Raw genomic sequence first — 25519 nt, forward strand, 5'->3', positions numbered from 1 at the left:
CTTTACGATGATTTCACACATCGCGACTAATGATAATTATCGACTGAATAGCCGGATCGGCTTAATCGTAAATAACTGTCATTAGCCGCGACCTTTAGGTCGGGAGAACGACTGATCAATCAGGTAAAGTAAGTAAGTAAGTATATTTATATCTTGATTAGTAATTCAGCTTGCTACTATTTTTTCAAATTCAAGAGAAAGCGCGGAGTTTATTGCTATAAATGGGCACTTTCGATGCAGATATTGGAATAAATAATGAGTAAGGGGAATTACTGATTAAAAAGAAAGGAGCCATAAGGCTCCTTTCTCGAAAGCAATCTTAGCGACGTAGGCCTTGACGCTTGATAAGATCTTGGTAACGATCAAGATTCTTACCTTTTAGGTAGTCTAGAAGCTTACGACGGCGAGAAACCATACGTAGCAGACCGCGACGGCTGTGGTGGTCGTGTTTGTGAGCAGCAAAGTGACCTTGAAGGTGGTTAATTTGTGCTGTTAAAAGCGCAACCTGAACTTCAGGTGAACCAGTGTCGTTTTCACATTGTGCGTATTCAGCAACGATTGCTGCTTTAGTTTCTGCATTCAGAGACATAACTCTTCCTAATACTAGATGTTTTAATTTGTGCCGCCAATCTCTGATTCAGCCGACACCCAAGCCGCGAATTATACTGGTAGCTTTCCTCGACTACAAGAAAATAATCGCAGAAGATACTCGTCGCGGGGTTCGAGAGGCGAGGTCGATTTCCAGACTCTGCGAGCAGATTTCAAAAACTCACTCGCCGAGTGAGTTTTTACACTTTTGCTCTCCCCTTGACATTAGGATCTCGCTTCTCGTTCCTTAGTCTTGCTGGTTCGCCATCACGCGCTTTGGTGCCAGCATGTCATCTTGATCAATCACGCCCACCCCGATGAACTCACGCTGCTCACCGACGGTAATACGGACTAACGTTCCCGTTTCAGGCACACGACCGGCATTGACCGGATTACCGTTAAGGACGTAAACCGCACTCGCCGGTAAGATATTCACTTCAGGTAAATCCTGGACGGCACTATCTGTCGGTAACAATAACGGGTCCAGAAGTTCACCTGGTGACATTCCCTGCTCATTCGCTTGATCAAGCAGTGCCTGTAACTGCTCCAATGTCACCACACGTTCCATTGGATAGTTAGAAACACCGGTACGGCGAAGGTAGGTCACGTGTGCGCCACAACCTAGCATTTCCCCCAGATCATCAACAATCGTGCGGATGTAAGTACCTTTCGATACATGCAGTTCCATCTCGACTTCATTGTTTTCAAACCGGATCAGCTCAACAGAGAATACCGTGATTTTGCGTGACTCACGTGGAACTTCGATTCCTTCGCGGGCATACTCATAGAGTTTACGACCCTGGTATTTCAATGCCGAATACATAGACGGAATTTGATCCGTTGTTCCGCGGAACTTGGCAATGCAACGCTCCAGCTGACCACGGTCGACTTTCACTTCACGGGTTTCGACCACTTCACCGTCGGAATCTGAGGTATCGGTACGCTCACCCAGTTTCGCGATCACACGGTAGCGCTTATCTGAATCGAGAAGAAACTGAGAAAACTTCGTCGCTTCACCAAAGCAGATAGGCAGCATACCGGTTGCCAGTGGATCCAGCGCACCGGTATGGCCCGCCTTTTGCGCAAAAAAGATACGCTTTACTTTCTGCAGCGCATCATTCGAGCTGAGTCCGGTTGGTTTGTCGAGCAGGATGACCCCATCGACCGGACGACCCTTACGACGACGTGCCATTACTTATCCTCACCTTCTTGTGCGTCACCTTCATCAACGCGACGCTCGTTGTCATCACGAACCGCATTGGTAACCAGGTTGGAAATACGCATACCTTCCGTCAACGACTGATCGTAAATAAAGGTTAGTTCAGGTGTCACGCGCAGGCGAATTTGCTTGCCCAAGAGTGAACGAATGTAAGGAGCCATTTCCCGTAATACTTCAAGGCTGCCTTCTGGTGTCTGCTCGCCAACAGTAAAGAAGGTAACGTACACTTTGGCATAACCCATGTCACGGGACACTTCAACACTGGAGATAGTTGTCATGCCAATACGTGGATCTTTAATCTCACGTTGAAGGATAACTGCTAGTTCTTTTTGTAACTGTTGTGCGACACGCTGGGTACGACTGAATTCTTTGGCCATTTTATCTATCTCTCTTAAAGAAGAGGCTCTTTTAAAGAAAAAGGCTCTCTTGCAAGAATGGGGAGCCGAAGCTCCCCATTGGGTTGTTTGTTTACTTACTTAAAGAAGTAACAACCTTAACTATTAATCAAGGGTACGTTGAATTTCAACGATTTCATAAACTTCGATCTGGTCACCGACACGAACATCATTGTAGTTCTTAACGCCGATACCACATTCGTAGCCGTTCTTAACTTCGTTGACATCATCTTTAAAGCGACGTAGTGATTCTAGCTCACCTTCATAAATAACAACGTTATCACGTAGAACACGGATAGGGTTATTACGCTTAATCAGACCTTCAGTTACCATACAACCCGCGATTGCGCCGATCTTAGGTGACTTAAATACGTCACGAACAGACGCAAGACCGATGATTTCCTGACGGAATTCAGGAGACAACATGCCACCCATTGCTGCTTTTACTTCATCAATCAATTGATAAATGATTGAGTAGTAACGCAGGTCAAGGTTTTCATTATCAATCATACGACGTGCAGGTACATCAGCACGAACGTTGAAACCAAGAATGATAGCGTTAGATGCTGCTGCCAGTACGGCATCAGTTTCTGTAATACCGCCAACACCAGAACCAACAACGTTCACTTTAACTTCATCTGTAGACAGCTTCAGTAGTGAATCGGTAATCGCTTCGATAGAACCCTGTACATCCGCTTTCAGTACTACGTTTAACTCAGCAACGTCACCTGCGGTCATGTTAGAGAACATGTTTTCAAGTTTCGCTTTCTGCTGGCGTGCTAGTTTAACATCGCGGAATTTACCTTGACGGTAAAGTGCAACTTCACGTGCTTTACGCTCATCACGTACAACTGTCGCTTCGTCACCAGATGCCGGTACGCCAGAAAGACCTAGAATCTCAACGGGGATCGACGGACCTGCAGACTCAATATCTTGACCATTTTCGTCGCGCATTGCACGAACACGGCCATGCTCCAGACCACAAAGAACGATATCGCCCTTACGCAAAGTACCAGACTGAACCAGAACGGTTGCAACAGGACCACGACCTTTATCAAGGCGAGACTCAATAACAACACCGCTTGCCATGCCTTCTTTAACTGCTTTCAGTTCAAGAACTTCAGCTTGTAGCAAGATAGCTTCTAGTAAACCGTCAATGTTGGTACCTTGCTTAGCAGAGATGTGAACGAACATGTTCTCACCGCCCCACTCTTCAGGGATAACATCGTACTGAGCCAGCTCGTTCTTAACGTTGTCTGGGTTTGCATCTTCTTTATCGATTTTGTTCACAGCAACAATCAGAGGTACACCTGCCGCTTTCGCGTGCTGGATTGCTTCAATTGTCTGTGGCATCACGCCATCATCAGCTGCAACAACAAGGACAACGATATCTGTCGCTTGAGCACCACGAGCACGCATAGCGGTAAACGCTGCGTGTCCTGGTGTATCAAGGAAGGTGATCATGCCGTTACCGATTTCAACATGGTAGGCACCGATGTGCTGGGTAATGCCGCCGGCTTCACCTGATGCAACGTGTGCTTTACGAATATAATCAAGCGTTGACGTTTTACCGTGGTCGACGTGACCCATGATAGTGACAACAGGCGCACGAGGTTCAGCAACAGCCGTGTCATCACGGTCAGACATTATTGCTTCTTCTAGTTCATTCTCTTTACGGAGAATAACTTTGTGACCCAGTTCTTCAGCGACAAGTGCTGCCGTTTCTTGGTCGATAACCTGGTTAATGGTAACCATAGCGCCCATCTTCATCATTGCTTTGATGATTTCAGTCGCTTTTACTGACATTTTACTTGCCAGTTCAGAAACAACGATGGTTTCGCCAATGACAACATCAGACTTAGCAACGGTTGCTGTTTTATCAAAACCGTGTTGCATTGATGTCGGTGCATTTACCTGGGCTTTCTTCTTGCCACCGCGACCGCGTTGGTTACGACCACCACGGCCTTTAGGACCACGTTCATCGACGTTAGCTGCTGGCTTTTTCTTCTTACGACGAGTACCAGTCACTTCTTCTTTACGGTCTTGCTCATCTTCCGCAGCACGGGCATGAGTAGACGTCGTAACGTGGTAATCGGCTTCTTCCATCTTTGTTTTAGTCTGCTGGTCGGTTTCCGTCCAACGTTTTTCGTTTACTTCTGCCATTTTGCGTGCCTCTTCTAGCTGACGCTGACTCTCTTCTTCGGCTTTACGCTTGGCTTCCTCTTCCTGGCGACGTTGTAGCGCCTCGGCTTCTATCTTAGCCTGTTGATCAGCGGCGGTGCGTTTAGCCTTATCGGGGGCTTTACGCTTATCTGTAACCTCTCGCTTAGTCGTATCCTCGACTTTGCGATTAGCCTTGTCTTCTGCGTCACGCTTAGCTTGTTCTTCAGCCAAACGTGCCTCTTCCGCTTTACGCGTTGCTTCTTCTGCATCACGCTTAGCTTTCATTTCTGCCTCTTGCTGAGCCTGAGCTTCACGCTGAGCAGCTTCTTCTGCCTGGCGCGTCGCTTCTTCCGCAGCACGCTGCTCTTCATCAAGAGCCGAGCGTTTCACATAGGTACGCTTTTTGCGCACCTCAACTTGTACGTTTTTACTTTTGCCACCCGTACCAGAAACACTCAGTGTACTGCGCGTTTTACGTTGCAAAGTAAGACGAGATGGAGCTTCGCCAGCACTGTCACCACCATGCTCTTTTTTGAGATGGGATAACAGTGACTGCTTCTCGCTCTGGCTTACACTATCTTCAGCTTTCTTGCTAATACCAGCGTCTGAAAATTGTTGAAGCAACCGATCAATAGGCGTACCCACTTCCTCGGCCAATGCTTTAACTGTAACTTCTGACATACTGCTTCTCCCTTGCTTAATTTTATTACGCTTCGTCGCTGAACCAGCAGATGTTACGAGCAGCCATAATCAACTCACCCGCTCTTGCTTCATTCATGCCTTCGATATCGAGCAAGTCATCAGTACCCTGATCTGCAAGATCTTCAAGCGTGCAAATACTTTTCGCGGCTAACTTAAACGCCATATCACGTTCAAGACCGTCCAAGCCTAAAAGATCGTCAGCAGGTTCAACACCTTCAAACATCTCTTCCTGTGCAAGGGCAAGAGTAGTCAGAGCTTCTTTAGCTCGATTACGAAGTTCGTTGATAGCCTCTTCATCAAGGCCCTCAACAGCCTTTAGCTCGCTTACCGGTACGTAGGCGATTTCTTCTAGCGTAGTGAAACCTTCTTCAACCAGAACAGCCGCGAAGTCTTCATCAATATCCAAGTGTTTAGTAAACACTTCAATTGATCCCTGGGCTTCTTCCTGGTGCTTTTTCTGCAGATCTTCTACTGTCATCACATTGAGTTCCCAGCCAGTTAGCTGAGAGGCCAAACGGATGTTCTGACCATTACGACCAATTGCCTGAGCAAGGTTATCTTTCTCAACAGCAATGTCCATCGTGTGGTTGTCTTCATCAACGATGATTGAACTGACTTCTGCCGGTGCCATGGCATTAATAACGTATTGAGCTGAGTTCTCATCCCAAAGTACGATATCAATACGCTCACCGCCTAGTTCACTAGACACGGCCTGAACACGCGCACCACGCATACCCACACATGCACCAACTGGGTCGATACGTTTATCGTTAGTTTTCACTGCGATTTTCGCACGAGAGCCAGGGTCACGCGCCGCGCCCATCAGTTCAATCAGCTCTTCGCCAATTTCTGGCACTTCAATGCGGAACAGCTCAGTTAGCATTTCTGCTTTTGAACGCGTCATGAAGAGCTGGAAACCGCGCGCTTCAGGACGTACAGAATACAGCAAACCACGTATTCTGTCGCCCGGACGGAAGTTTTCACGTGGTAGCTGATCGTCACGCTGAATAACAGCTTCAGCATTATTGCCCAAATCGATAATAATCGCGTCACGATTCACTTTCTTGACAATACCGGTGATTAGCTCACCTTCATTATCCATAAACTGTTCAACAACTTGAGCTCGCTCAGCTTCACGTACTTTCTGCACAATGACTTGCTTAGCCGTTTGGGTCGTAATACGGTCAAACGTTACAGATTCAATCTCATCTTCAACGTAGTCACCCAGCTCAACCGTTTCGTCATCAAACTGTGCCGCTTCTAAAGTGATCTCAAGTGTAGGCTGAGTCACTTCTTCAACAGCTTTCCAACGACGGAAAGTTTCAAAACTACCGGTTTTGCGGTCAATCGCAACGCGAACGTCAATTTCTGCTTCGCTTTTTTTCTTTGTCGCTGTTGCCAGTGCGATCTCAAGAGCTTCAAAGATACGCTCACGAGGAACAGCTTTCTCATTAGATACCGCTTCAACGACAGCCAAGATTTCTTTGTTCATTTCTAATGCCCCAATATAGCGGTTAGAATTTTGGAATCAGGTTGGCCTTGGAAATATTGCTCAGTGCAAACGTTTCGTCATTGCCATCTACTTTAAGTGTGACCAATTCACCTTCAACGGCAATAATGTCACCTTTCCACTTGCGACGATTATTCATCGCCATTTTTAGCACCAGGCTGACCTCGTGACCAATAAATTGTTGGTAATGTGCTGCTTTAAATAGTGGCCGCTCAAGACCAGGGGAAGACACCTCCAGGTGATAAGCCACGGTGATTGGATCTTCTACATCCATAACGGCACTAATTTGGCGACTTACTTCGGCGCAGTCATCAACATTGATGCCATTTTCATGATCAATGAATACACGTAATGTGGAATGTTCACCCGCTCGGATGAATTCCAAACCTACCAGTTCATAGCCTAAAGCATTGACAGGTCCGTCAAGCAGTTCGGTTAATTGTGTCTCTAAAGCTGTCAAGACAACCCCCCGGAAACAAAAAAAGGGCCTAAAGCCCAGTAAATACCTGAATGGTCATGTTTCAGATAATAAAAAACCCCGATTTACGGGGTTTTTTATTACTGGACCCTGATTATCACAGCACGCTGTGATAGAAAACAAACACCTCTATTTAGAATAGTCTGTTTTCGGAAAAGTGGTTGCGGGGGCCGGATTTGAACCGACGACCTTCGGGTTATGAGCCCGACGAGCTACCAAACTGCTCCACCCCGCGTCCGAATCTGAACGCATTATATCGCGCAGACGTTACTCTTTCAAGTAATCAGTATAATGGTGCCGAGAAGGGGACTTGAACCCCTACACCTTGCGGCACTAGCACCTCATGCTAGCGTGTCTACCAATTTCACCATCTCGGCTAAATCTTTAATTACTGAGGAATGTCGCTGTTTACAGAAACGCTCTCAGTTTTATCTACAATTTGCTCTGTTGCTGGGGCAGTTAACTCTTCCCATCCACTCTTCTCTGCTGCTTGCTTAGCACTTATGTTGCCAAGAACCAGACTGATAACGAAGAATGCAGCTGCACAAACTGATGTCATTCGGGTTAAAAAATTTCCAGAGCCGCTAGCACCGAACAATGTTCCAGAAGCGCCAGCCCCAAATGAAGCTCCCATATCTGCGCCTTTACCTTGCTGTACTAGAACGAGGCCAATAACACCAATCGCAGCCAACAGATAAATCACAAGTAGAATTTCGTACATGGGTTCCACCTATGTCGATATTATTGCGCCGGGCTTGCCAAAGCAGCGCCAGCGTTCTCCCGCAATTTAGGAGCGGGAGAATATTAGCGAATGCTTGCTGCAGTGACAAGTAAAATCTCACCAAATAGTTAATAAGGCGAATCGCTTGAACAAGTTTTAAGCAAAACCGGCAAAAAGGTAACCATTTGCTCTAATCATTACAGACTAACAGTTATCTTTAACGGCCTGAGCGATTTCCAATGCATATTCTTTAACAGAATCGCTGTCTTCGCCTTCAACCATAACGCGAATTAATGGTTCAGTGCCCGACTTACGTAACAAGACTCGTCCGCTAGTACCCAGTTTCTCTTCAACCGCTTTTTTAGCGGCGATAACCGCCTCAGATTTCAATGGATTGCCATTCCCTTTGAAACGTACATTTTCCAGCACCTGAGGGAACATTTTCATGCCGTCGCAGAGCTCTTTAAGCGTCATCTTACTGCCAACTATCGATGCCATCACCTGCAAGCCTGCAACGATGCCGTCACCGGTCGTGATTTTATCCAGTAAAATAACATGACCTGAATTTTCAGCACCGATCAACCAGTTTTGCTTTTGCAGCTCTTCCATCACATAGCGATCACCCACTTTAGAGCGAACAAACGGAATCCCGAGGTTCTTAAGCGCAATTTCCATACCCAGATTAGTCATCAGGGTACCAACCACACCGCCTTTCAATTCACCACGGCGCAAGGCATCACGGGCAATAATATAGGCAATTTGATCACCATCGACCTTATTCCCTTCGCCATCAACCATGATCACGCGGTCGCCATCGCCATCTAATGCAATACCGAAATCTGCTTTTTCTTCCAGTACTTTTGCCTGCAGTGAACCGACATCTGTCGCGCCGACCTGATGGTTTATATTGGTACCATTTGGCTCACAGCCAATTTCAACCACATTCGCACCAAGCTCACGCAACACTTTAGGGGCAATGTGATAAGTCGCGCCATGGGCACAGTCGACCACAATATTAAGCCCTGACAGGCTCATATCATGAGGGAAGGTGCTTTTACAAAATTCAATATAACGGCCTGCCGCATCAACAATTCGCATCGCTTTGCCGAGTTGGGCTGAATCGACACAAGTCAGCGGCTTTTCGAGCTCAGCTTCAATGGCCAGTTCCACGTCATCAGGTAGCTTAGTACCTTCTGAGGAGAAAAATTTAATACCGTTATCGTAGTAAGGATTGTGGGAGGCCGAAATCACGATCCCCGCTTCGGCGCGGAATGTACGCGTCAGATAGGCAACCGCCGGGGTCGGCATAGGGCCGGTAAAGGCAGCCTGCAAGCCTGCAGCAGCAAGCCCGGCTTCAAGTGCTGACTCCAGCATATAACCCGATATACGGGTGTCTTTGCCAATCAATACTTTTTTTGTGCCCGTCTGCGATAAAACGCGACCCGCAGCCCAGCCTAGTTTCAGCACAAATTCAGGCGTAATCGGCCCTTCACCAACCAAACCGCGAATCCCATCGGTACCAAAATACTTACGTTCAGCCATTATTAGCTCCTAGCAATTTATTGTAATTTTCTATGCCGCCTTTCAGCGATAATTGTCGTTATCACATTCAGGCCACAATTATATTTTTTCTTGTTCCAATGTCATTTTGCACACTTTCAATACATCAACCGTTTCTTGGGCATCGTGAACACGGATAATCTGAGCGCCTTTCATTGCTGCAATCGTGGCGCACGCTAAACTCCCGGCTAGGCATTCAGCTGGCTGCTTGTTTAGCAGTTTAAAAATCATCGACTTCCGAGACATACCGACTAATAGCGGTAAGCCAAATTGATGGAACTTATCGAGATGTGCCAACAACTGATAATTCTGTTCAACGGTTTTACCAAAACCGTACCCTGGGTCAAGTAGCAACTGCTCGCGCAGAATGCCTGCGTTTTCACACGCTTGTACCCGCTCTGCAAGAAATTCACTGACATCTGTGATCAGATCATCATAATGTGGCTGCGTCTGCATTGTACGCGGCTGACCTTGCATATGCATCAAGCAAATAGGCACATTAGCCTTCGCTGCAGCCTCTAATGCCCCAGGATCTTGCAACGCCCGCACATCATTGATCAAATCAGCGCCCGCCATAACAGCTTCTGTCATAACTTGGGTTTTACTGGTATCAATTGAAATCCAGCAATCAAACCGCTGCCGAATGGCTTCAATTACCGGTACAACACGCTCGAGTTCTTGTGCCAGAATGACATTGGATGCCCCTGGCCGGGTCGATTCACCGCCGATATCAATAATACTGGTTCCCGCGGTAAGCATCGCATCGACATGCCGCAATGCATGATCCAATTGGTTGAATTTGCCACCATCTGAAAATGAATCAGGGGTAACATTTAAAATCCCCATGGTATGAGGATAAGAAAGATCGAGTGTTTTTTCTTTGCTAGTCAAAATCACGACTCACGACTCCATGAGAATTTGCATAAAAAAACCCCGACACAAGTTCGGGGTTTTAATAATTAAAAAGGCAATTAAGCTTGTGGCTTATCGTCTTCTTTTGGCTGTTCTGACTCAGAGGCCTCGCCAGCCGCTGCCGTATCGTCAGCTTTGCTGTTGTCTGAATCAACGGATGCTTTTAACGTATCGTCAGCACTCCAGCCTTTCGGCGCACGGATTTCTGTCTTACGCGCCATCAGATCATCAATCTGACCAGCATCAATTGTTTCGTACTTCATCAACGCATCTTTCATTGCATGCATGATATCCATGTTCTGAGACAGGATTTCACGTGCACGCTCATAGTTGCGGTCAATCAGAGCACGCACTTCATTGTCAATCGCACGAGCAGTATCATCAGACATATGTTTAGTCTGTGTTACCGAGCGACCCAAGAAGACTTCACCTTCATCTTCAGCATAAAGTACCGGCCCCATTTTCTCGGAAAAGCCCCACTGAGTAACCATTTTACGGGCAATATCCGTTGCTCGCTCGATGTCATTTGAAGCACCGGTTGATACTTTATTCGGACCGTAGATCAACTCTTCAGCCAAACGACCACCGTAAAGGCTTGAAAGCATCGATTCCAGGAATTCGCGTGAGTGGCTAATACGATCTTGCTCTGGCAAGTACATCGTGACACCCAGCGCACGACCACGCGGAATAATTGAGACTTTGTAGACAGGATCATGATCCGGAACCAAACGACCAATAATCGCGTGACCCGCTTCGTGATATGCCGTCGATTCTTTCTGCTCTTCAGACATAACCATCGATTTGCGCTCTGCGCCCATCATGATTTTGTCTTTTGCCAGTTCAAATTCCACCATTGAAACAACACGCTTGTTACCACGTGCTGCAAACAATGCGGCTTCGTTAACTAAGTTAGCTAAATCAGCCCCAGAGAAACCCGGAGTACCACGCGCAATAAGAGACGGTTCAACATCATTTTCTAATGGAACTTTACGCATGTGAACTTTCAGGATCTGCTCACGACCACGAACATCAGGCAAACCAACCACAACTTGACGGTCGAAACGGCCAGGACGAAGTAAGGCTGGGTCCAATACGTCTGGACGGTTCGTTGCGGCGATAACAATAATACCTTCGTTACCTTCAAAACCATCCATTTCAACCAACAGCTGGTTCAGCGTCTGCTCACGTTCATCATGACCACCACCGACACCAGCACCACGCTGACGACCTACGGCATCGATCTCATCGATAAAGATAATACAAGGCGCAGATTTCTTCGCTTGTTCAAACATGTCACGGACACGGGACGCGCCCACACCAACGAACATTTCAACAAAGTCAGAACCAGAGATAGTAAAGAACGGAACTTTTGCTTCACCGGCAATTGCTTTTGCCAATAACGTTTTACCCGTACCAGGAGGACCAACCAGCAAGATACCAGTAGGTATTTTACCACCCAGCTTCTGAAAACGGCTTGGATCTCGTAAATAATCAACCAGCTCTTTAACGTCTTCTTTGGCTTCATCACAACCGGCAACATCGTTGAAGGTTGTTTTGATCTGGTCTTCACTCATCATACGCGCTTTCGATTTACCGAACGACATGGCACCTTTGCCACCACCGCCCTGCATTTGGCGCATAAAGAATATCCAAACACCAATGAGAAGCAGCATCGGGAACCAAGAGATGAAGATAGAAGCGAGTACGCTTGGCTCTTCCGGCGGTGTCCCCAACACTTTCACATTTGCGTTGATCAAGTCGTCTAATAGTTTCTGATCGTTATAAACAGGTAGATAAGTGACGTATCGCGTGTTGTCACGCTTAACTACGGTGATTTCACGCTCATTGAACCGAGCTTCCCTTATCTGATCCTGACCGATTTCACGGACGAAGGTCGTATAATCGACTTGACGGCCAGCACTATCACTGGGACCGAAGCTCTGAAATACAGACATCAGAACCACAGCGATAACCAACCACAAAATCAAGTTTTTTGCCATGTCACTCAAGGTGTTAGCCTCGCAATCACTTAAAGATGGATGTAGAGTACTACAGTTTGTAACCTGTAGCCACAATGTAGACCTCACGAGAGCGATCTCGGGATGAGTCTGGTTTACGGATTTTAACCACTTTGAACATGCTTCGAATTTCAGCTAAATACTGGTCAAAGCCTTCCCCCTGGAAAACTTTTACCGCAAAGCTGCCATTCGGCGCAAGTACTTGTCGACACATATCTAATGCTAGTTCAACAAGATACATTGCTCTAGGTTGGTCTGATGCAAGATTGCCACTCATATTAGGCGCCATATCCGAAAGTACCACATCCACCATATCCGGTTGAATACGTTCTAACAGTGCATCTAACACAGCTTCTTCTCGGAAATCACCTTGCAGGAAGCTCACACCTGGCAGTGAATCCATCGCCAGAATATCACAGGCAATAACCTGACCACTATCCCCAACAACTTCTGCTGCATACTGTGACCAACCACCAGGTGCAGCACCAAGATCGACCACAGTCATGCCGGGTTTAAGCAATTTATCTTTATTCTGAATTTCTTCAATTTTGAAGATAGCACGAGAACGATAGCCCTTTTTTTGCGCCTCCAGAACATATTTATCATCAAAATGTTCTTTCAACCAGCGACCAGAGCTGGCTGATTGTTTTTTTCTACTCATGCTTTACCTAATGAGTTGTCGTATTTATTAAGTATACTTGGATAGCGGAATCGCTACACATACTAAACAAATTAGTCTTCTAGCCTAGATGGCGTTAGAATGACACGTTTTCAACCCTTGTTATAAAAAATAGAGCCACAATGAATCTAAGCACCAAACAGAAGCAATACCTGAAAGGCCTTGCTCACAACCTGAAACCTGTAGTCCTGATGGGTGCAAACGGCTTAACTGAAGCAGTTCTGGCCGAGATCGAAATTGCACTCAATCATCACGAGCTTATCAAGGTCAAGGTTGCAGCGGAAGAGCGCGAAACCAAGGTATTGATCGTAGACGCAATTATTCGTGAAACCAAAGCGGAAAAAGTACAGGTCATCGGTAAAACACTGGTGCTGTACCGTCCAAGCGAAGAGCGCAAAATCGAGCTACCTCGCAAATAAAAAAGGCCGCCGATGCGGCCTTTTTTACCTTTCTCTTTTGCTCGCTAAAGTTTGTGATCTTGTTCACTTTTATCGTTCTAAATCACTGCCGAACTGTTACATTTACTAACAATTCCATTAACAGTACACATCCTAGATGTATTGAACCTGTTCAATCTCAAACTCTTTTGTCCCGCCCGGCGTGACAATCGATACTTCATCGCCTTCAAGCTTGCCAATCAAACCACGTGCAATCGGTGAATTAACCGAGATGCGATTTTGCTTAATATTCGCTTCATCATCACCGACAATGCGATAAGTGATTTCTTCTTCGGTATCGATATCGATCAAATTGACGGTGACACCAAAAATGACTTTGCCCGTATTTTTCATTTTCGTCACATCAATGACCTGTGCGACAGACAGTTTATATTCAATATCACGGATCTGAGCTTCACAAATACCCTGTTCTTCACGTGCAGCATGGTATTCGGCATTCTCTTTTAAATCACCCAACTCACGTGCTTCACCAATCGCCTTTGAAATAATAGGGCGACGCTTCATCAATACCTCGAGCTCTTCACGCAGCTTTTGTTCGCCACGTACCGTCATTGGAACCTTTTCCATAAATATTATTACCTCAGTACCCCAAAAAAGCGCTCGCCACTTTTTGAGTAAAAAAAGCCAGCCCAGCCTCAGCTGAACCAACACAGTGAAATAGGATTACAGATCATTTTAAACAAAGATGACCAAGAGATCACCCTAGAAACGAATTCTTACTAAAGACCGCCAACAACGTTCATTAGCATAATAATGCCATATAAAGATGTGTATCAAGTCACAAATAGATTGAATGTTACAATTTTCTCTCATTGCGAAAATATCAACAAAATATAAATACAGCTAAAGCAAATCGCCGATGCGGAACTTTAACCGGCAATCGTAACCATATGATTTAAAGTAGAAATTATATCGCCACTTAGAACATCTTATTCGCCTAAAGTATTTTTCAGTTTTTTTTACTAACTGTTTTCAATTTAGTTCAGTAAAAAGAACAGCATGCATTTAAATTTGAAATGCATCCAATAAAAATTCAAAAAAGGATTCGGCAATGAACAAGAACCTTATTGCTTTAGCAGTAGCAGCAGCAACTCTTTCTGGCGCAGCAACAGCGGCAGAAGTTTACTCAGATGAAACATCTAGCCTAGCCATCGGCGGTCGTTTTGAAGCTCGTGCAGTTATGGCTGACGACGCAGCTGGCGATAGCAAAGTAACTGATGCGTCTCGTGTACGTGTCAACATCGCAGGTAAAACAGATATCTCTGAAGATTTCTACGGTCTAGGCTTCTTCGAAAAAGAATTCCAAAGTGATGACAGCGCCAACGACGAAACACGTTACGCTTACGCTGGAGTTGGTAGCCAATACGGTGAGCTAGTATACGGTAAAACTGACGGCTCTCTGGCTATGCTAACGGACTTCACTGATATCATGGCTTACCACGGCAACGAAGCGGGTAATAAGCTTGCGGCTGCAGACCGTACCGGCAACAACCTTGCTTACACAGGTTCTTTCGACAACCTGACGGTTAAAGCGAACTATGTATTCAACGGCGAAAATGAAAACACGGCTAAAGAAACTTATGACGTTGACGGCTACTCTGTTGCAGCAATGTACGTCATGGACATGGGACTGGGCTTCGGTGCTGGCTACGGCGAGCAAGAAGGTCAAGCTGCTGCAAATACTGAAACGGGTAAGCAGGCATTCGGCACCGTATCTTACACCTTTGGTGACTTCTATCTTGCGGGTCTGTACCAGGACTCACGCAATACTGAAGTACACGGCCAGAATGTAGACGAGTCTCGCGGTTACGAATTCGCGGCTGCCTACACAATGGGCAAGACTGTATTCATCGCGACTTACAACTACCTAGAAGACACAGACAGAGATGCGGATCTACGTGACTCTATCGCAGTTGATGCGACTCATTACTTCAACAATAACTTCCGCGCTTATGCATCTTACAAGTTCAACAACCTAGACACAGATTCATCAGTTGGCATCACTCGTGCTGCAACTTCTGACGAGTTAGTTCTTGGTGCACGTTACGACTTCTAATCCCCTCTGGATTAAAAGCACTACTTGCTAAAAAGGCGCAGATCTTCGGGTCGGCGCCTTTTTGCTATAAGATAGTTTGATTATTTATCGATGGCCGTTAACCTGATGCTGCGCTTATTCCCCTTATGTCTTGTCCCTTTACTTTTTAGCTTGCTGCTCAGCCAGTCGGTACTGGCAAACTTTTCCCCTCAGCAAGCAATTAACCAGTTACCCGCAGGTCATGATGCCGCCCTGTTAGTTACCGATCCGCTAACGGGTCATATCGTCTATGCCCAACGGGAAAACCAGCTTCAGTCACCAGCCAGCACCCAGAAACTGATTATAGCGCTGGCAGCCAAGCTCTATCTCGAGACTGATTTCCGCTTTAACACAGATTTAGAACAGCAAGGTAAGGATATCGTCATACGTTTTAGTGGCGATCCGACATTTTCCCGCCAGCAACTGGCCGTGCTGCTTACACAGCTGAAAAAACACAAACAATCTACTCTCAAGGGCAATATTATCCTGAACGGATCGGTATTTAGCGGCTACGAACGTGCCCCAGGCTGGCCTTGGGATATTCTCGGAGTTTGCTACAGTGCGCCATCAAGCAGCATTTCACTTGAGCACAACTGCGTACAGGGCGCACTTTACAGTAATAAAGCTCTGGGTCAGCTTACCCGAGTGAATGTCCCTGTCCACCAGCCAATCACCGTCAGCAGCGATGCACTGATTGTCAGCAAAGATCAGCAAAAAGCGCGCTACTGCGACTTAACGCTAACAGCCGATAACGGCAACGGTTACCAGCTAAGTGGGTGCTTAGCTAAGCGTGACAAGCCCCTGCCGCTTAACTTCGCGATACAGAACACCGTTGACTACACGGCAGCGGTTATTCGCCGTGAATTGAAACGAGCCGGGATCCGTTTTAACGGTAAAATACTGCGTGATGATCAGGCGAGCGGTAAACGCATCGCCCGTCATACTTCCGCGCCACTAAGCGAATTGCTCGATACCATGGTCAGAGAGTCAGATAACCTGATCGCCGATAACCTGACCAAAACCCTTGGCTACCGTTATTTCAGCCGACCGGGCACCTTCAATAACGGTATTGCAGCAATAAAAGCCATCTTGAATGACAAGGCGGGAATTGATTTAAGCCAGACGGTACTGGTTGACGGCTCAGGGCTCTCGCGCAACAACCGCCTGACGGCGGCTCAAATGATGAAAGTGGTTACTTACCTTTTCCAGCATGACACCCAACTGGGGCTACTTACCACCCTGCCAGTCAGCGGCCAAAGTGGTACGCTGCGCTACCGCCAGAGCATTCGCCACCAGCCACTGACAGAGAATATTGCCGCCAAAAGCGGTTCACTGTACGGCACCCATAACCTGGCCGGCATTATGACGGCCAAGTCAGGAAAAAAGCTGTTATTTGTCCAGATGGTGACCAATTACCACCCTGAAGACAAAACGGAAGATGCGCCGAAAACCGCGCCGCCAATTGAGGCGTTTGAGCGGGAGTTATATCGGGCATTATACGAGAATTTCTAGGGGCGAGTGACGCGTTAATGGGAGCCTGGGATCCAGCCAGCAGCGTCTCCGGATCCCGACAGCGTACCTCTTCCATCGCAAGCTCCTGACTACCCGAGTTGCGGCTTGCTAGCCAGTATTCCCCCCGCGGCAGCGATCACCGGCATATAGCTCGCGAATAGCACTAACTGGCTTAACGTATCTTCATAGTGAGAGATAATTAAGCCGGAAACAATGCCTAGCAATGCTAAACCGACTATCCAGCCAATGCGCTCTTGCACATGGCTCTTCACGCTATTTTGCAAGTAGTGCCCTGCGGGCTCTGCCTCAGAGCACATAAGGCCGAGGCCACTCGCCAGATGACGCATACGCACCTGTTCATCCATGTCATCTAACCTGTCAAGCAGGTTCTGTATATGACGAAGCGGACATTCATGCAGGACAGCAATCGCTTCGGAAATTGGCATAACAGCCAACAATTTAGCTTGCTCATCAAACGTGTATTTCAAAAACGCATTTCGTGCAGCCAGAATATCACTCTGACCATAGTGTTCAGTTGCAGCCTCTGCTGCATAGTTCATTACCGCCATGGCGAATCTCCCGATTGGCAATGCACGTCCTGAGGACGCAGCATGGGTAACGACCATCAGAATTAAGCCACATATCAGAGTAAACGTGCTGATCACTTTCAGTTATCACTCAAACAAAGATGAGTAGTAACAACAGCAAAAAGCCTGTCATTTACAGCTAATTGACATAATTCTATATTGAGAAATTTGGAAGAAAATCGAGGAATGATTTGTCAGATTGGGTATAAACAAAAGTATACAAATAAGGACAAGTTATTCCGAACCCGGACAGGATCGGAACTATAGGAGACCGACACCGTTAATGGGTTTGATTTTCCACCTTCATACTCGGAGGATGGTCGGTATCATTCATTAAAGTCTCCAAAAATTTGCCGCCTTTTGCGACGGCATAATTGTACGCAATTCAGTTACCACTTCAAGGTATATCTCGATAAAAGTTGATACAAATGGCCATCCATCACGAATCATATCAAACCCATTAATTATCAATCATTCAGGTAATTAATAGATTTGGCATTCACCCTCAACCTAACATCAAACAAAAAAAGCCCACCTTGCGGTGGGCTCTAGTGTTCTAACTACTTGTCATTAAGACTGTCTGTTATGAAGCATCATTACGCGTTGTTGATCCGAGCGTGAAGCTCCTGCAAAGAAGTGACTTTGTTACGGTCATCAGCGGTGTGAGCCATGCACGTGGCAAATGCAGCATTCAACGTTGTGGTGTAGTTCACTTTTTCAGCCAATGCGCCACGACGCAGTACTTTAGAGTCTTCAATCGCCTGACGGCCTTCGGCCGTATTAATAATGTAGCTATATTCATTATTCTTGATACGGTCAAGAATATGAGGGCGGCCTTCGTGTACCTTGTTGACCAGACGCGGGTTAATCCCCGCTTCGCCTAAGATCACCGCAGTACCGTGAGTCGCATCTAGCTGGTAACCCAGTTTCACTAGCTTGGAAGCCAGGTCAACAACGCGTTGCTTGTCGTTGTTACGTACCGACAGAAGCGCACGGCCGCCATCTTCGTATTCTTTACCACAGCCCAGTTCAGCTTTAGCAAATGCTTCTGCGAAGGTGTCACCGACTCCCATCACTTCACCGGTAGAGCGCATTTCCGGGCCTAGCAGCGGGTCAACGCCCGGGAACTTGTTGAATGGCAGGACGACCTCTTTCACCGAGTAGTAAGGAGGAATGATCTCTTTGGTAAAGCCTTGCGACTCAAGAGACTGGCCGGCCATAACTCTTGCCGCAATTTTAGCCAGTGGCGCACCCGTTGCTTTCGATACAAACGGAACAGTACGTGCTGCACGGGGGTTGACTTCAATAAGGTAAACTTCGTTATCTTTAACGGCAAACTGGGTATTCATCAAGCCGCGAACACCGAGCTCAAACGCCAACTTCTCGACTTGTTGACGCATCACATCCTGGATTTCCTGGCTCAAGGTATAAGCAGGAAGGGAACATGCCGAATCACCAGAGTGAACCCCCGCTTGTTCAATGTGCTCCATGATCCCGCCGATAACGACACGCTCACCGTCGCAAATCGCATCAACGTCCACTTCAACCGCATCATCCAGGAAACGGTCAAGCAGAACTGGTGACTCGTTAGAAACACTGACCGCTTCGTTGAAGTAACGGCGCAGGTCGCTTTCATCATATACGATTTCCATCGCACGGCCACCGAGTACATATGATGGGCGAACAACCAGTGGGAAACCTATTTCTTTTGATTTCTCAATCGCTTGTTCCATCGTCGTGACAGTGGCATTCTCTGGCTGCAACAAACCTAAACGGTCAACAGCTTGCTGGAAGCGTTCACGGTCTTCTGCACGGTCGATAGCATCAGGGCTGGTGCCAATAATCGGCACGCCTGCGGCTTCAAGTTCACGAGCGAGTTTAAGAGGTGTCTGCCCCCCATATTGCACAATAACGCCTTTTGGCTTTTCAACTCGAACAATCGCCAGTACATCTTCCAGCGTTACAGGTTCGAAGTACAAACGATCTGATGTGTCGTAATCGGTTGAAACCGTTTCAGGGTTACAGTTAACCATGATGGTTTCGTAGCCGTCTTCACGAAGTGCTAATGATGCATGAACACAACAGTAATCGAATTCGATGCCCTGACCGATACGGTTAGGGCCACCGCCAAGGATCATGATCTTATCTTTATCGGTTGGCTGCGCCTCACACTCTTCATCATACGATGAGTACATATAAGCCGTATCAGAGGAAAACTCTGCCGCGCAGGTATCCACACGCTTATATACCGGATGAATATCATGCTGGTCACGTAATTTGCGAATTTCGCTTTGCGCCACACCGAGCAATTTCGCTAAACGTTCATCAGAGAAACCCTTGCGCTTCAATTGGCGCAGTTCAGCAGCATGCAGGCCAGCAAAACCGTTATCTTTAACTTTTTGCTCGTCTTTAACGATATCTTCAATTTGTACCAGGAACCAGCGATCAACATTGGTTAAGTTGAAAACACCGTCGACCGACATGCCCGAACGGAATGCATCCGCGATATACCAGATACGCTCTGCGCCTGGCTCTTTCAATTCATGGCGGATCTTACTCATTGCGTCTGGTTCGTCGAGATCAACCATTTCGTCAAAGCCTGTTGCGCCGACTTCCAGGCCACGCAATGCTTTGTGTAACGATTCCTGCTGGTTACGACCAATCGCCATTACTTCGCCGACCGATTTCATCTGAGTCGTCAGACGGTCGTTAGCACCGGCAAACTTTTCAAAGTTAAAGCGAGGGATCTTAGTAACAACGTAGTCAATGGTTGGTTCGAATGATGCTGGTGTTGCACCGCCAGTGATATCATTCATCAGCTCGTCGAGGGTGTAACCAATAGCGAGTTTTGCGGCGATTTTTGCAATCGGGAACCCTGTCGCGTTTGATGCCAGTGCCGAAGAGCGCGATACACGCGGGTTCATCTCGATGATAACCATACGGCCATCTTTCGGGTTGATACCAAACTGGACGTTTGAACCGCCAGTTTCAACACCAATTTCACGCAGAACCGCCAGCGACGCATTACGCATCAACTGGTATTCTTTATCTGTGAGTGTTTGTGCCGGCGCGACGGTGATTGAGTCACCGGTGTGAATCCCCATGGCATCGAAGTTTTCAATCGCACAGACGATGATGCAGTTGTCGTTCTTATCACGAACGACCTCCATCTCGTACTCTTTCCAACCGATGAGTGACTCATCAATCAGCAGCTCATTGGTTGGCGACAGATCAAGGCCGCGCGAACAGATTTCTTCGAACTCTTCTTTGTTATACGCGATACCACCACCGGTTCCGCCCATTGTGAAAGAAGGACGAATGATGCATGGGAAGCCAACCATCTCCAGAACTTTGTAAGCTTCTTCCATGGTTTTTGCCGTATCGGCATTCGGACACTCAAGACCGATAGATTTCATTGCTTTGTCGAAACGTGAACGGTCTTCTGCCTTGTCTATCGCATCAGCCGTTGCGCCAATCATTTCAACATTGAACTCTTTCAGCACGCCGTGCTTTTCAAGATCCAATGCACAATTCAGTGCTGTCTGACCGCCCATGGTTGGCAATACCGCATCCGGACGCTCTTTTTCAATAATTTTGCGTACAACTTCCCAGTGAATTGGCTCGATGTATGTCGCATCCGCCATATCCGGATCAGTCATAATGGTTGCCGGATTCGAGTTAACCAGAATAACGCGGTAACCTTCTTCACGCAGCGCTTTACAGGCTTGGGCACCCGAGTAGTCAAACTCACATGCCTGACCGATAACAATCGGGCCAGCACCCAGGATCAGAACACTTTTAATGTCAGTACGTTTTGGCATTTCTTACTACTCCGGCTTAGGCGCTGTGCTTCTTAATTAACTCAATAAAGTGGTCAAACAGTGGTGCTGCATCGTGTGGGCCAGGGCTTGCTTCAGGGTGCCCCTGAAAGCTGAAGGCTGGCTTATCGATACGGTGGATCCCCTGAAGGGAGCCATCAAACAATGATTTGTGCGTTGCACGCAGATTGTCAGGCAGTGTCGCTTCATCAGCGGCAAAACCGTGATTCTGGCTGGTGATCATCACAACATCACGGTCGATATCTTTAACCGGGTGGTTGGCACCGTGGTGACCAAACTTCATTTTCACCGTGTTTGCACCACTTGCCAGAGCAAGGATTTGGTGACCAAGGCAGATACCGAAGATAGGCAAGCCTTTATCTAAGAATATTTTTGTTGCGTCAATCGCATACGTACATGGCTCGGGGTCACCAGGACCATTTGACAGGAATACACCGTCCGGATTCATCGCCAGTACTTCATCTGCCGGGGTTTGCGCAGGTACAACCGTCAGGCGGCAGCCGCGGTCAACTAACATACGTAAGATGTTACGCTTCGCACCGAAATCATAAGCGACAACATGGTATGGCAGCTCGCTGTCATCTTTTGCTTCCGGTAAACCGTTTAGCAATGTCCAAGAACCTTGCTTCCACTGGTAGGTTTCAGCTGTTGTCACTTCTTTTGCCAAATCCATACCTTTCAGGCCAGGAAACGCTTTAGCCTTCGCCAGCGCTAACGCTTCATCAAGATTGTCGCCAGCCATAATGCAACCGTTCTGCGCACCTTTCTCTCGCAGAATACGCGTTAGCTTACGCGTATCAATATCAGCAATACCGACAATATTTTGCGATTTAAGATAATCAGAAAGGGAGAGTTCATTACGGAAGTTAGAAGCGAGTAGGGGTAAATCTCGAATGACCAGGCCTTGCGCATGGATTGAGGAGGATTCTTCGTCTTCGGAATTGGTTCCGGTATTGCCAATGTGGGGATAGGTAAGCGTTACAATCTGTTGGGAATAAGAGGGGTCAGTGAGAATTTCCTGATATCCCGTCATCGAGGTATTAAAAACAACTTCACCAACGGCCGAACCATCTGCCCCAATGGACACGCCGCGGAACACTGTCCCATCTTCAAGGACTAACAGCGCAGATTTGCTCAAGACAACCTCCAAAAAAAAATAAAAATGCAGTTAAAACAGATAAACTTGCAACTACCCATTCCATACAAAGTCAAAAAGCGAGTCAAGCTGAATTTTGACAAATTCCGCGCAGTCTAGAGATCGCTAACCAAACTGTCAACATTCAACCCAAAATAAGCTTAAAATATATCAATCTTAGATGAAAAACCGCTTCAAACCATGAAAACCACAAGATATCACAGCGAAAACGGGGCTTCACGACCTGTAACATACCACTTTAGCGCCCTCTTCAAGCAAGAACAAACACACCACAGACAAAAAACCAGGCAAACGATTAAACGATACGGGTTTAGCTACATTTATAGACATCTGACGGGAGAAATACAACCAATGGATAGATAAAGGCAGAAAGGTAAGCGATATTTAAGCTAAGGGGAAGATGAGAGAAAATTGGAAAATGAAAAACAGGTTTATGCACTACGCCAAACGTAATGCATAAAACAAACAGGACAATACCTACACGAAATAACCTGTATTTCTTAGGAGCGGTTAAAGATCATTAAGTCCGAGCACATCTTCCATGGTATAGAAGCCCGGCTGCTTATCAGCAAGCCAAACCGCAGCACGAACGGCCCCATTGGCAAAAGTCATACGATTTGTCGCTTTGTGCGTGATCTCGACACGCTCACCAATATCGGCAAACATTGCGGTATGTTCACCCACAATATCGCCGGCACGAATAGTTGCAAAACCAATCTCATCACGGCTACGCTCACCCGTGATCCCTTCGCGAGCATATACTGCAACATCACTGAGTTTATTGCCCATCGCGCCGGCAATCGCCTCCCCCATGCCGATGGCGGTACCGGAAGGTGCATCGACTTTATGGCGGTGGTGGGCTTCAATGATTTCAATATCCGTGTAATCTCCCATCACCTTGGCGGCTTTTTCCAATAACTTAAACACCAGGTTAACCCCGACACTGTAGTTAGGCGCCATGACAATGGAAATATCTTTTGCGGCAGCATCAATCAGGGCTCGCTCTTCAGTAGTGAAACCCGTTGTACCAATCACAATTTTTTTGCCATGTTGCTGACAAAACTCAATGTTCGCCAGTGTAACCGCAGGCGCGGTGAAATCGATAAGCACATCAAAATCATCTGCTGAAGCCACTAGATTATCAACAATCTTGACAGAAAGCGGGCCAATGCCTGCAAGTTCACCGGCGTCAACCCCAACTAAGGTTGATTCTGCCCGTTCAGTGGCTGCGCCAACCGTTGCTTGCTCTGAAAAATGTGTCGCTTTTAAAAGCTTACGGCCCATGCGTCCTGCCGCGCCGGCAATCGCAATTCTTACCATTGCGTAATTTCTCCCTGGGTAATGTTAGTCTTTAATGTAGCGTGTTGGGATTACTAAATCCAGATACAAAAAAGCCCCGACTTCCGTCTGGGCTCTTTCTTATTGTCAGAATAATTATATATTCTTCACTTGCAGCTCGCGTGGGACTTCAAAGAACATATTCTCCTCTCGGCCGGGCAGCTCTTCCACTTCAGCACCAATCAACGTCTGAATACGCTCAATGATCTGATTAACCAAATCTTCCGGCGCTGATGCACCGGCAGTAATACCGACTTTTGACTTACCAGCAAACCATACCGGCTGAACATCTTCAGGGCAATCAGTCAGATAACCAGGCGTTCCCAGTTTTTCGGCCAGTTCACGCAGACGGTTTGAGTTTGATGAGTTCTTCGAACCCACCACGATCATCACATCGACATCTTGTGCCATTTCTCGCACCGCATCTTGGCGATTCTGGGTCGCATAACAGATATCATCTTTGCGCGGTCCCTGGATCTCAGGAAAAACGTCACGCAGTTTTTCGATCACATCCGCCGTTTCATCCACCGATAGTGTCGTCTGGCTGACATAGTGCAGATTGCCCGGATCTTTGACCTGCAGCGTTTCAACATCTTCCGGCTTTTCGACCAAATACATTCCACCGGCAACACTCGCATACTGGCCCATGGTACCTTCGACCTCCGGATGACCGGCATGGCCAATCAGCACTACCTCCATATCACGACGACTGGCACGCGCGACTTCCATATGAACTTTAGTCACCAGTGGACAGGTTGCATCAAACACCGTTAACTGACGTGCTTTGGCTTCATTGCGTACCTCCTGAGAGACGCCATGGGCGGAGAAAATCACAATATTGTCATCAGGTACTTCGCTGAGCTCTTCGACAAAAATAGCACCGCGCTGTTTTAGTCCTTCCACCACAAAGCGGTTATGCACCACTTCATGACGCACATAAATTGGCGGTTGATACATTTCAAGCGCGCGCTCTACAATGCTGATCGCACGATCTACACCGGCACAAAAACCACGCGGATTTGCTAATAAGATTTTCATTTCTAACAGCTCTTAATCCTGAATATTGACAACTTCAACTTCAAAAGTGACACGTTGCCCGGCAAGAGGATGATTAAAGTCGACGGTCACAGAGTCACCAACGACATTGGTTATAATTCCTGGAATATCATGACCATCAGGGCCTGAAAAAGCCATAATAGTACCGACTTCAGCTGGTGCATCGGCACCAAACCTACTTAACTCCACGTGATGAATATTGTCCGGATTAGCACGGCCGAACGCATCTTCTGGCTCCAGTGCGAAGTCACTTTTTTCGCCTTCGGTTAGTCCTAACAAACATTTCTCAAAATTTTCCGTCAGGCTACCATCACCCATACGGAATTTTGCCGGTTTCCCCATAGCCTGAGTTGAATCAGCAACCGAACCATCTTCCAGTTTTATCGCAAAGTGCATCAACACTTCACTGTTTTCCTTAATTACCGACATGTAAACATCCTAGTCTCAAGTTTCTAGAAGCCAAGTGGTGAGTGTGTCGCACTTCTGAAGGCTTCTCGTTCTTGCCTTCGAGACTCGCCTCTCGAACCTGCGTTTATTACGCCCTTTTTACAACA

The 25519-nt window shown here is 47.0% G+C and carries 20 protein-coding genes, 2 tRNA genes and 1 pseudogene; 3 read left to right on the plus strand and 20 right to left on the minus strand.

Translation table 11 applies throughout. From position 1 onward, the window contains the following. Positions 1-319: 319 nt before the first annotated feature. The 13 genes from rpsO to rlmE all read right to left on the minus strand — a co-directional run bounded on the left by rpsO (position 320) and on the right by rlmE (position 12927). Positions 320-589 carry a 30S ribosomal protein S15 gene (rpsO, locus tag AC2204_RS13255; protein ID WP_107284024.1) on the minus strand — a complete coding sequence of 90 codons (270 nt, stop codon included), beginning with the start codon at positions 587-589 and terminating at the stop codon, positions 320-322. 246 nt (positions 590-835) lie between these two features. After that, positions 836-1780, minus strand: coding sequence for a tRNA pseudouridine(55) synthase TruB (gene truB / locus AC2204_RS13260; RefSeq protein ID WP_318926116.1), 945 nt, complete (start codon positions 1778-1780; stop codon positions 836-838). Continuing rightward, entirely contained in the window at positions 1780-2184 is a 405-nt protein-coding gene (gene rbfA / locus AC2204_RS13265; RefSeq protein WP_107284027.1) for a 30S ribosome-binding factor RbfA, read from the minus strand. The genes truB and rbfA overlap by 1 nt, the downstream gene beginning before the upstream one ends. A gap of 123 nt (positions 2185-2307) precedes the next feature. Next, the gene (gene infB / locus AC2204_RS13270; protein ID WP_318926118.1) at positions 2308-5046 is read right to left on the minus strand and encodes a translation initiation factor IF-2; all 2739 of its coding nucleotides are present in this window, start codon (positions 5044-5046) and stop codon (positions 2308-2310) included. A 25-nt stretch (positions 5047-5071) separates the two neighbouring features. Beyond that, a complete protein-coding gene (nusA, locus tag AC2204_RS13275) occupies positions 5072-6559 on the minus strand; it encodes a transcription termination factor NusA (RefSeq protein WP_318926120.1) in 1488 nt (495 codons plus the stop codon). A 22-nt stretch (positions 6560-6581) separates the two neighbouring features. Next, positions 6582-7037, minus strand: coding sequence for a ribosome maturation factor RimP (gene rimP / locus AC2204_RS13280; RefSeq protein WP_107284030.1), 456 nt, complete (start codon positions 7035-7037; stop codon positions 6582-6584). Positions 7038-7213: 176 nt separating this feature from the next. Next, positions 7214-7290: transfer RNA gene (locus tag AC2204_RS13285), tRNA-Met, on the minus strand. A 57-nt stretch (positions 7291-7347) separates the two neighbouring features. Continuing rightward, a tRNA-Leu gene (locus AC2204_RS13290) sits at positions 7348-7432 on the minus strand. 11 nt (positions 7433-7443) lie between these two features. After that, entirely contained in the window at positions 7444-7776 is a 333-nt protein-coding gene (secG, locus tag AC2204_RS13295; RefSeq protein ID WP_318926122.1) for a preprotein translocase subunit SecG, read from the minus strand. Positions 7777-7980: 204 nt separating this feature from the next. Next, on the minus strand, positions 7981-9318 hold the full coding sequence (gene glmM, locus AC2204_RS13300) for a phosphoglucosamine mutase (RefSeq protein ID WP_413466703.1): 1338 nt from the start codon (positions 9316-9318) through the stop codon (positions 7981-7983). A 78-nt stretch (positions 9319-9396) separates the two neighbouring features. After that, the gene (gene folP, locus AC2204_RS13305; protein WP_318926123.1) at positions 9397-10233 is read right to left on the minus strand and encodes a dihydropteroate synthase; all 837 of its coding nucleotides are present in this window, start codon (positions 10231-10233) and stop codon (positions 9397-9399) included. Between the two features lie 74 nt (positions 10234-10307). Further along, complete coding sequence (gene ftsH, locus AC2204_RS13310; protein WP_318926125.1) at positions 10308-12257, minus strand: ATP-dependent zinc metalloprotease FtsH; 1950 nt, start codon at positions 12255-12257, stop codon at positions 10308-10310. 40 nt (positions 12258-12297) lie between these two features. Next, positions 12298-12927 (minus strand): 23S rRNA (uridine(2552)-2'-O)-methyltransferase RlmE, encoded by a 630-nt coding sequence (rlmE, locus tag AC2204_RS13315; RefSeq protein WP_318926126.1) that lies wholly within the window; start codon positions 12925-12927, stop codon positions 12298-12300. 140 nt (positions 12928-13067) lie between these two features. On the opposite strand from rlmE, the gene yhbY reads away from it, so the two are divergent. Further along, a complete protein-coding gene (gene yhbY / locus AC2204_RS13320; RefSeq protein WP_318926128.1) occupies positions 13068-13364 on the plus strand; it encodes a ribosome assembly RNA-binding protein YhbY in 297 nt (98 codons plus the stop codon). Between the two features lie 132 nt (positions 13365-13496). Here the strand turns inward: yhbY and greA are convergent, their stop codons facing one another. Then, positions 13497-13970, minus strand: coding sequence for a transcription elongation factor GreA (gene greA, locus AC2204_RS13325; protein WP_318926130.1), 474 nt, complete (start codon positions 13968-13970; stop codon positions 13497-13499). Between the two features lie 484 nt (positions 13971-14454). Here greA and AC2204_RS13330 point away from each other — a divergent pair, with 484 nt between their 5' ends. After that, positions 14455-15459, plus strand: coding sequence for a porin (locus AC2204_RS13330; protein WP_318926131.1), 1005 nt, complete (start codon positions 14455-14457; stop codon positions 15457-15459). A 90-nt stretch (positions 15460-15549) separates the two neighbouring features. After that, a complete protein-coding gene (gene dacB / locus AC2204_RS13335; protein WP_318926133.1) occupies positions 15550-16989 on the plus strand; it encodes a serine-type D-Ala-D-Ala carboxypeptidase in 1440 nt (479 codons plus the stop codon). Positions 16990-17100: 111 nt separating this feature from the next. Here the strand turns inward: dacB and AC2204_RS13340 are convergent. The 6 genes and pseudogenes from AC2204_RS13340 to fkpB form a co-directional block, all read right to left on the minus strand. Next, a pseudogene (locus AC2204_RS13340) lies at positions 17101-17558 on the minus strand (magnesium transporter); the annotation flags it as partial. A gap of 614 nt (positions 17559-18172) precedes the next feature. Continuing rightward, on the minus strand, positions 18173-21397 hold the full coding sequence (gene carB / locus AC2204_RS13345; RefSeq protein WP_318926134.1) for a carbamoyl-phosphate synthase large subunit: 3225 nt from the start codon (positions 21395-21397) through the stop codon (positions 18173-18175). 16 nt (positions 21398-21413) lie between these two features. Further along, positions 21414-22553, minus strand: a complete 1140-nt coding sequence (gene carA, locus AC2204_RS13350; RefSeq protein WP_318926136.1) for a glutamine-hydrolyzing carbamoyl-phosphate synthase small subunit — start codon at positions 22551-22553, stop codon at positions 21414-21416. A 528-nt stretch (positions 22554-23081) separates the two neighbouring features. Further along, positions 23082-23891: a 4-hydroxy-tetrahydrodipicolinate reductase gene (dapB, locus tag AC2204_RS13355; protein ID WP_318926138.1), complete on the minus strand. Its 810-nt coding sequence runs from the start codon at positions 23889-23891 to the stop codon at positions 23082-23084. A gap of 114 nt (positions 23892-24005) precedes the next feature. Beyond that, a complete protein-coding gene (gene ispH / locus AC2204_RS13360) occupies positions 24006-24947 on the minus strand; it encodes a 4-hydroxy-3-methylbut-2-enyl diphosphate reductase (RefSeq protein WP_318926139.1) in 942 nt (313 codons plus the stop codon). Positions 24948-24959: 12 nt separating this feature from the next. Beyond that, positions 24960-25394: an FKBP-type peptidyl-prolyl cis-trans isomerase gene (fkpB, locus tag AC2204_RS13365; protein ID WP_318926140.1), complete on the minus strand. Its 435-nt coding sequence runs from the start codon at positions 25392-25394 to the stop codon at positions 24960-24962. Positions 25395-25519 lie beyond the last annotated feature (125 nt).

The organism is Photobacterium sp. (assembly GCF_057456235.1).

Bases quoted from the DNA above. Each gene is read 5' to 3' on its own strand.
- rpsO (WP_107284024.1), bottom strand. From the start codon at position 589: ATGTCTCTGAATGCAGAAACTAAAGCAGCAATCGTTGCTGAATACGCA.
- truB (WP_318926116.1), bottom strand. From the start codon at position 1,780: ATGGCACGTCGTCGTAAGGGTCGTCCGGTCGATGGGGTCATCCTGCTC.
- rbfA (WP_107284027.1), bottom strand. From the start codon at position 2,184: ATGGCCAAAGAATTCAGTCGTACCCAGCGTGTCGCACAACAGTTACAA.
- infB (WP_318926118.1), bottom strand. From the start codon at position 5,046: ATGTCAGAAGTTACAGTTAAAGCATTGGCCGAGGAAGTGGGTACGCCT.
- nusA (WP_318926120.1), bottom strand. From the start codon at position 6,559: ATGAACAAAGAAATCTTGGCTGTCGTTGAAGCGGTATCTAATGAGAAA.
- secG (WP_318926122.1), bottom strand. From the start codon at position 7,776: ATGTACGAAATTCTACTTGTGATTTATCTGTTGGCTGCGATTGGTGTT.
- glmM (WP_413466703.1), bottom strand. From the start codon at position 9,318: ATGGCTGAACGTAAGTATTTTGGTACCGATGGGATTCGCGGTTTGGTT.
- rlmE (WP_318926126.1), bottom strand. From the start codon at position 12,927: ATGAGTAGAAAAAAACAATCAGCCAGCTCTGGTCGCTGGTTGAAAGAA.
- yhbY (WP_318926128.1), top strand. From the start codon at position 13,068: ATGAATCTAAGCACCAAACAGAAGCAATACCTGAAAGGCCTTGCTCAC.
- greA (WP_318926130.1), bottom strand. From the start codon at position 13,970: ATGGAAAAGGTTCCAATGACGGTACGTGGCGAACAAAAGCTGCGTGAA.
- AC2204_RS13330 (WP_318926131.1), top strand. From the start codon at position 14,455: ATGAACAAGAACCTTATTGCTTTAGCAGTAGCAGCAGCAACTCTTTCT.
- dacB (WP_318926133.1), top strand. From the start codon at position 15,550: ATGGCCGTTAACCTGATGCTGCGCTTATTCCCCTTATGTCTTGTCCCT.
- carB (WP_318926134.1), bottom strand. From the start codon at position 21,397: ATGCCAAAACGTACTGACATTAAAAGTGTTCTGATCCTGGGTGCTGGC.
- dapB (WP_318926138.1), bottom strand. From the start codon at position 23,891: ATGGTAAGAATTGCGATTGCCGGCGCGGCAGGACGCATGGGCCGTAAG.
- ispH (WP_318926139.1), bottom strand. From the start codon at position 24,947: ATGAAAATCTTATTAGCAAATCCGCGTGGTTTTTGTGCCGGTGTAGAT.
- fkpB (WP_318926140.1), bottom strand. From the start codon at position 25,394: ATGTCGGTAATTAAGGAAAACAGTGAAGTGTTGATGCACTTTGCGATA.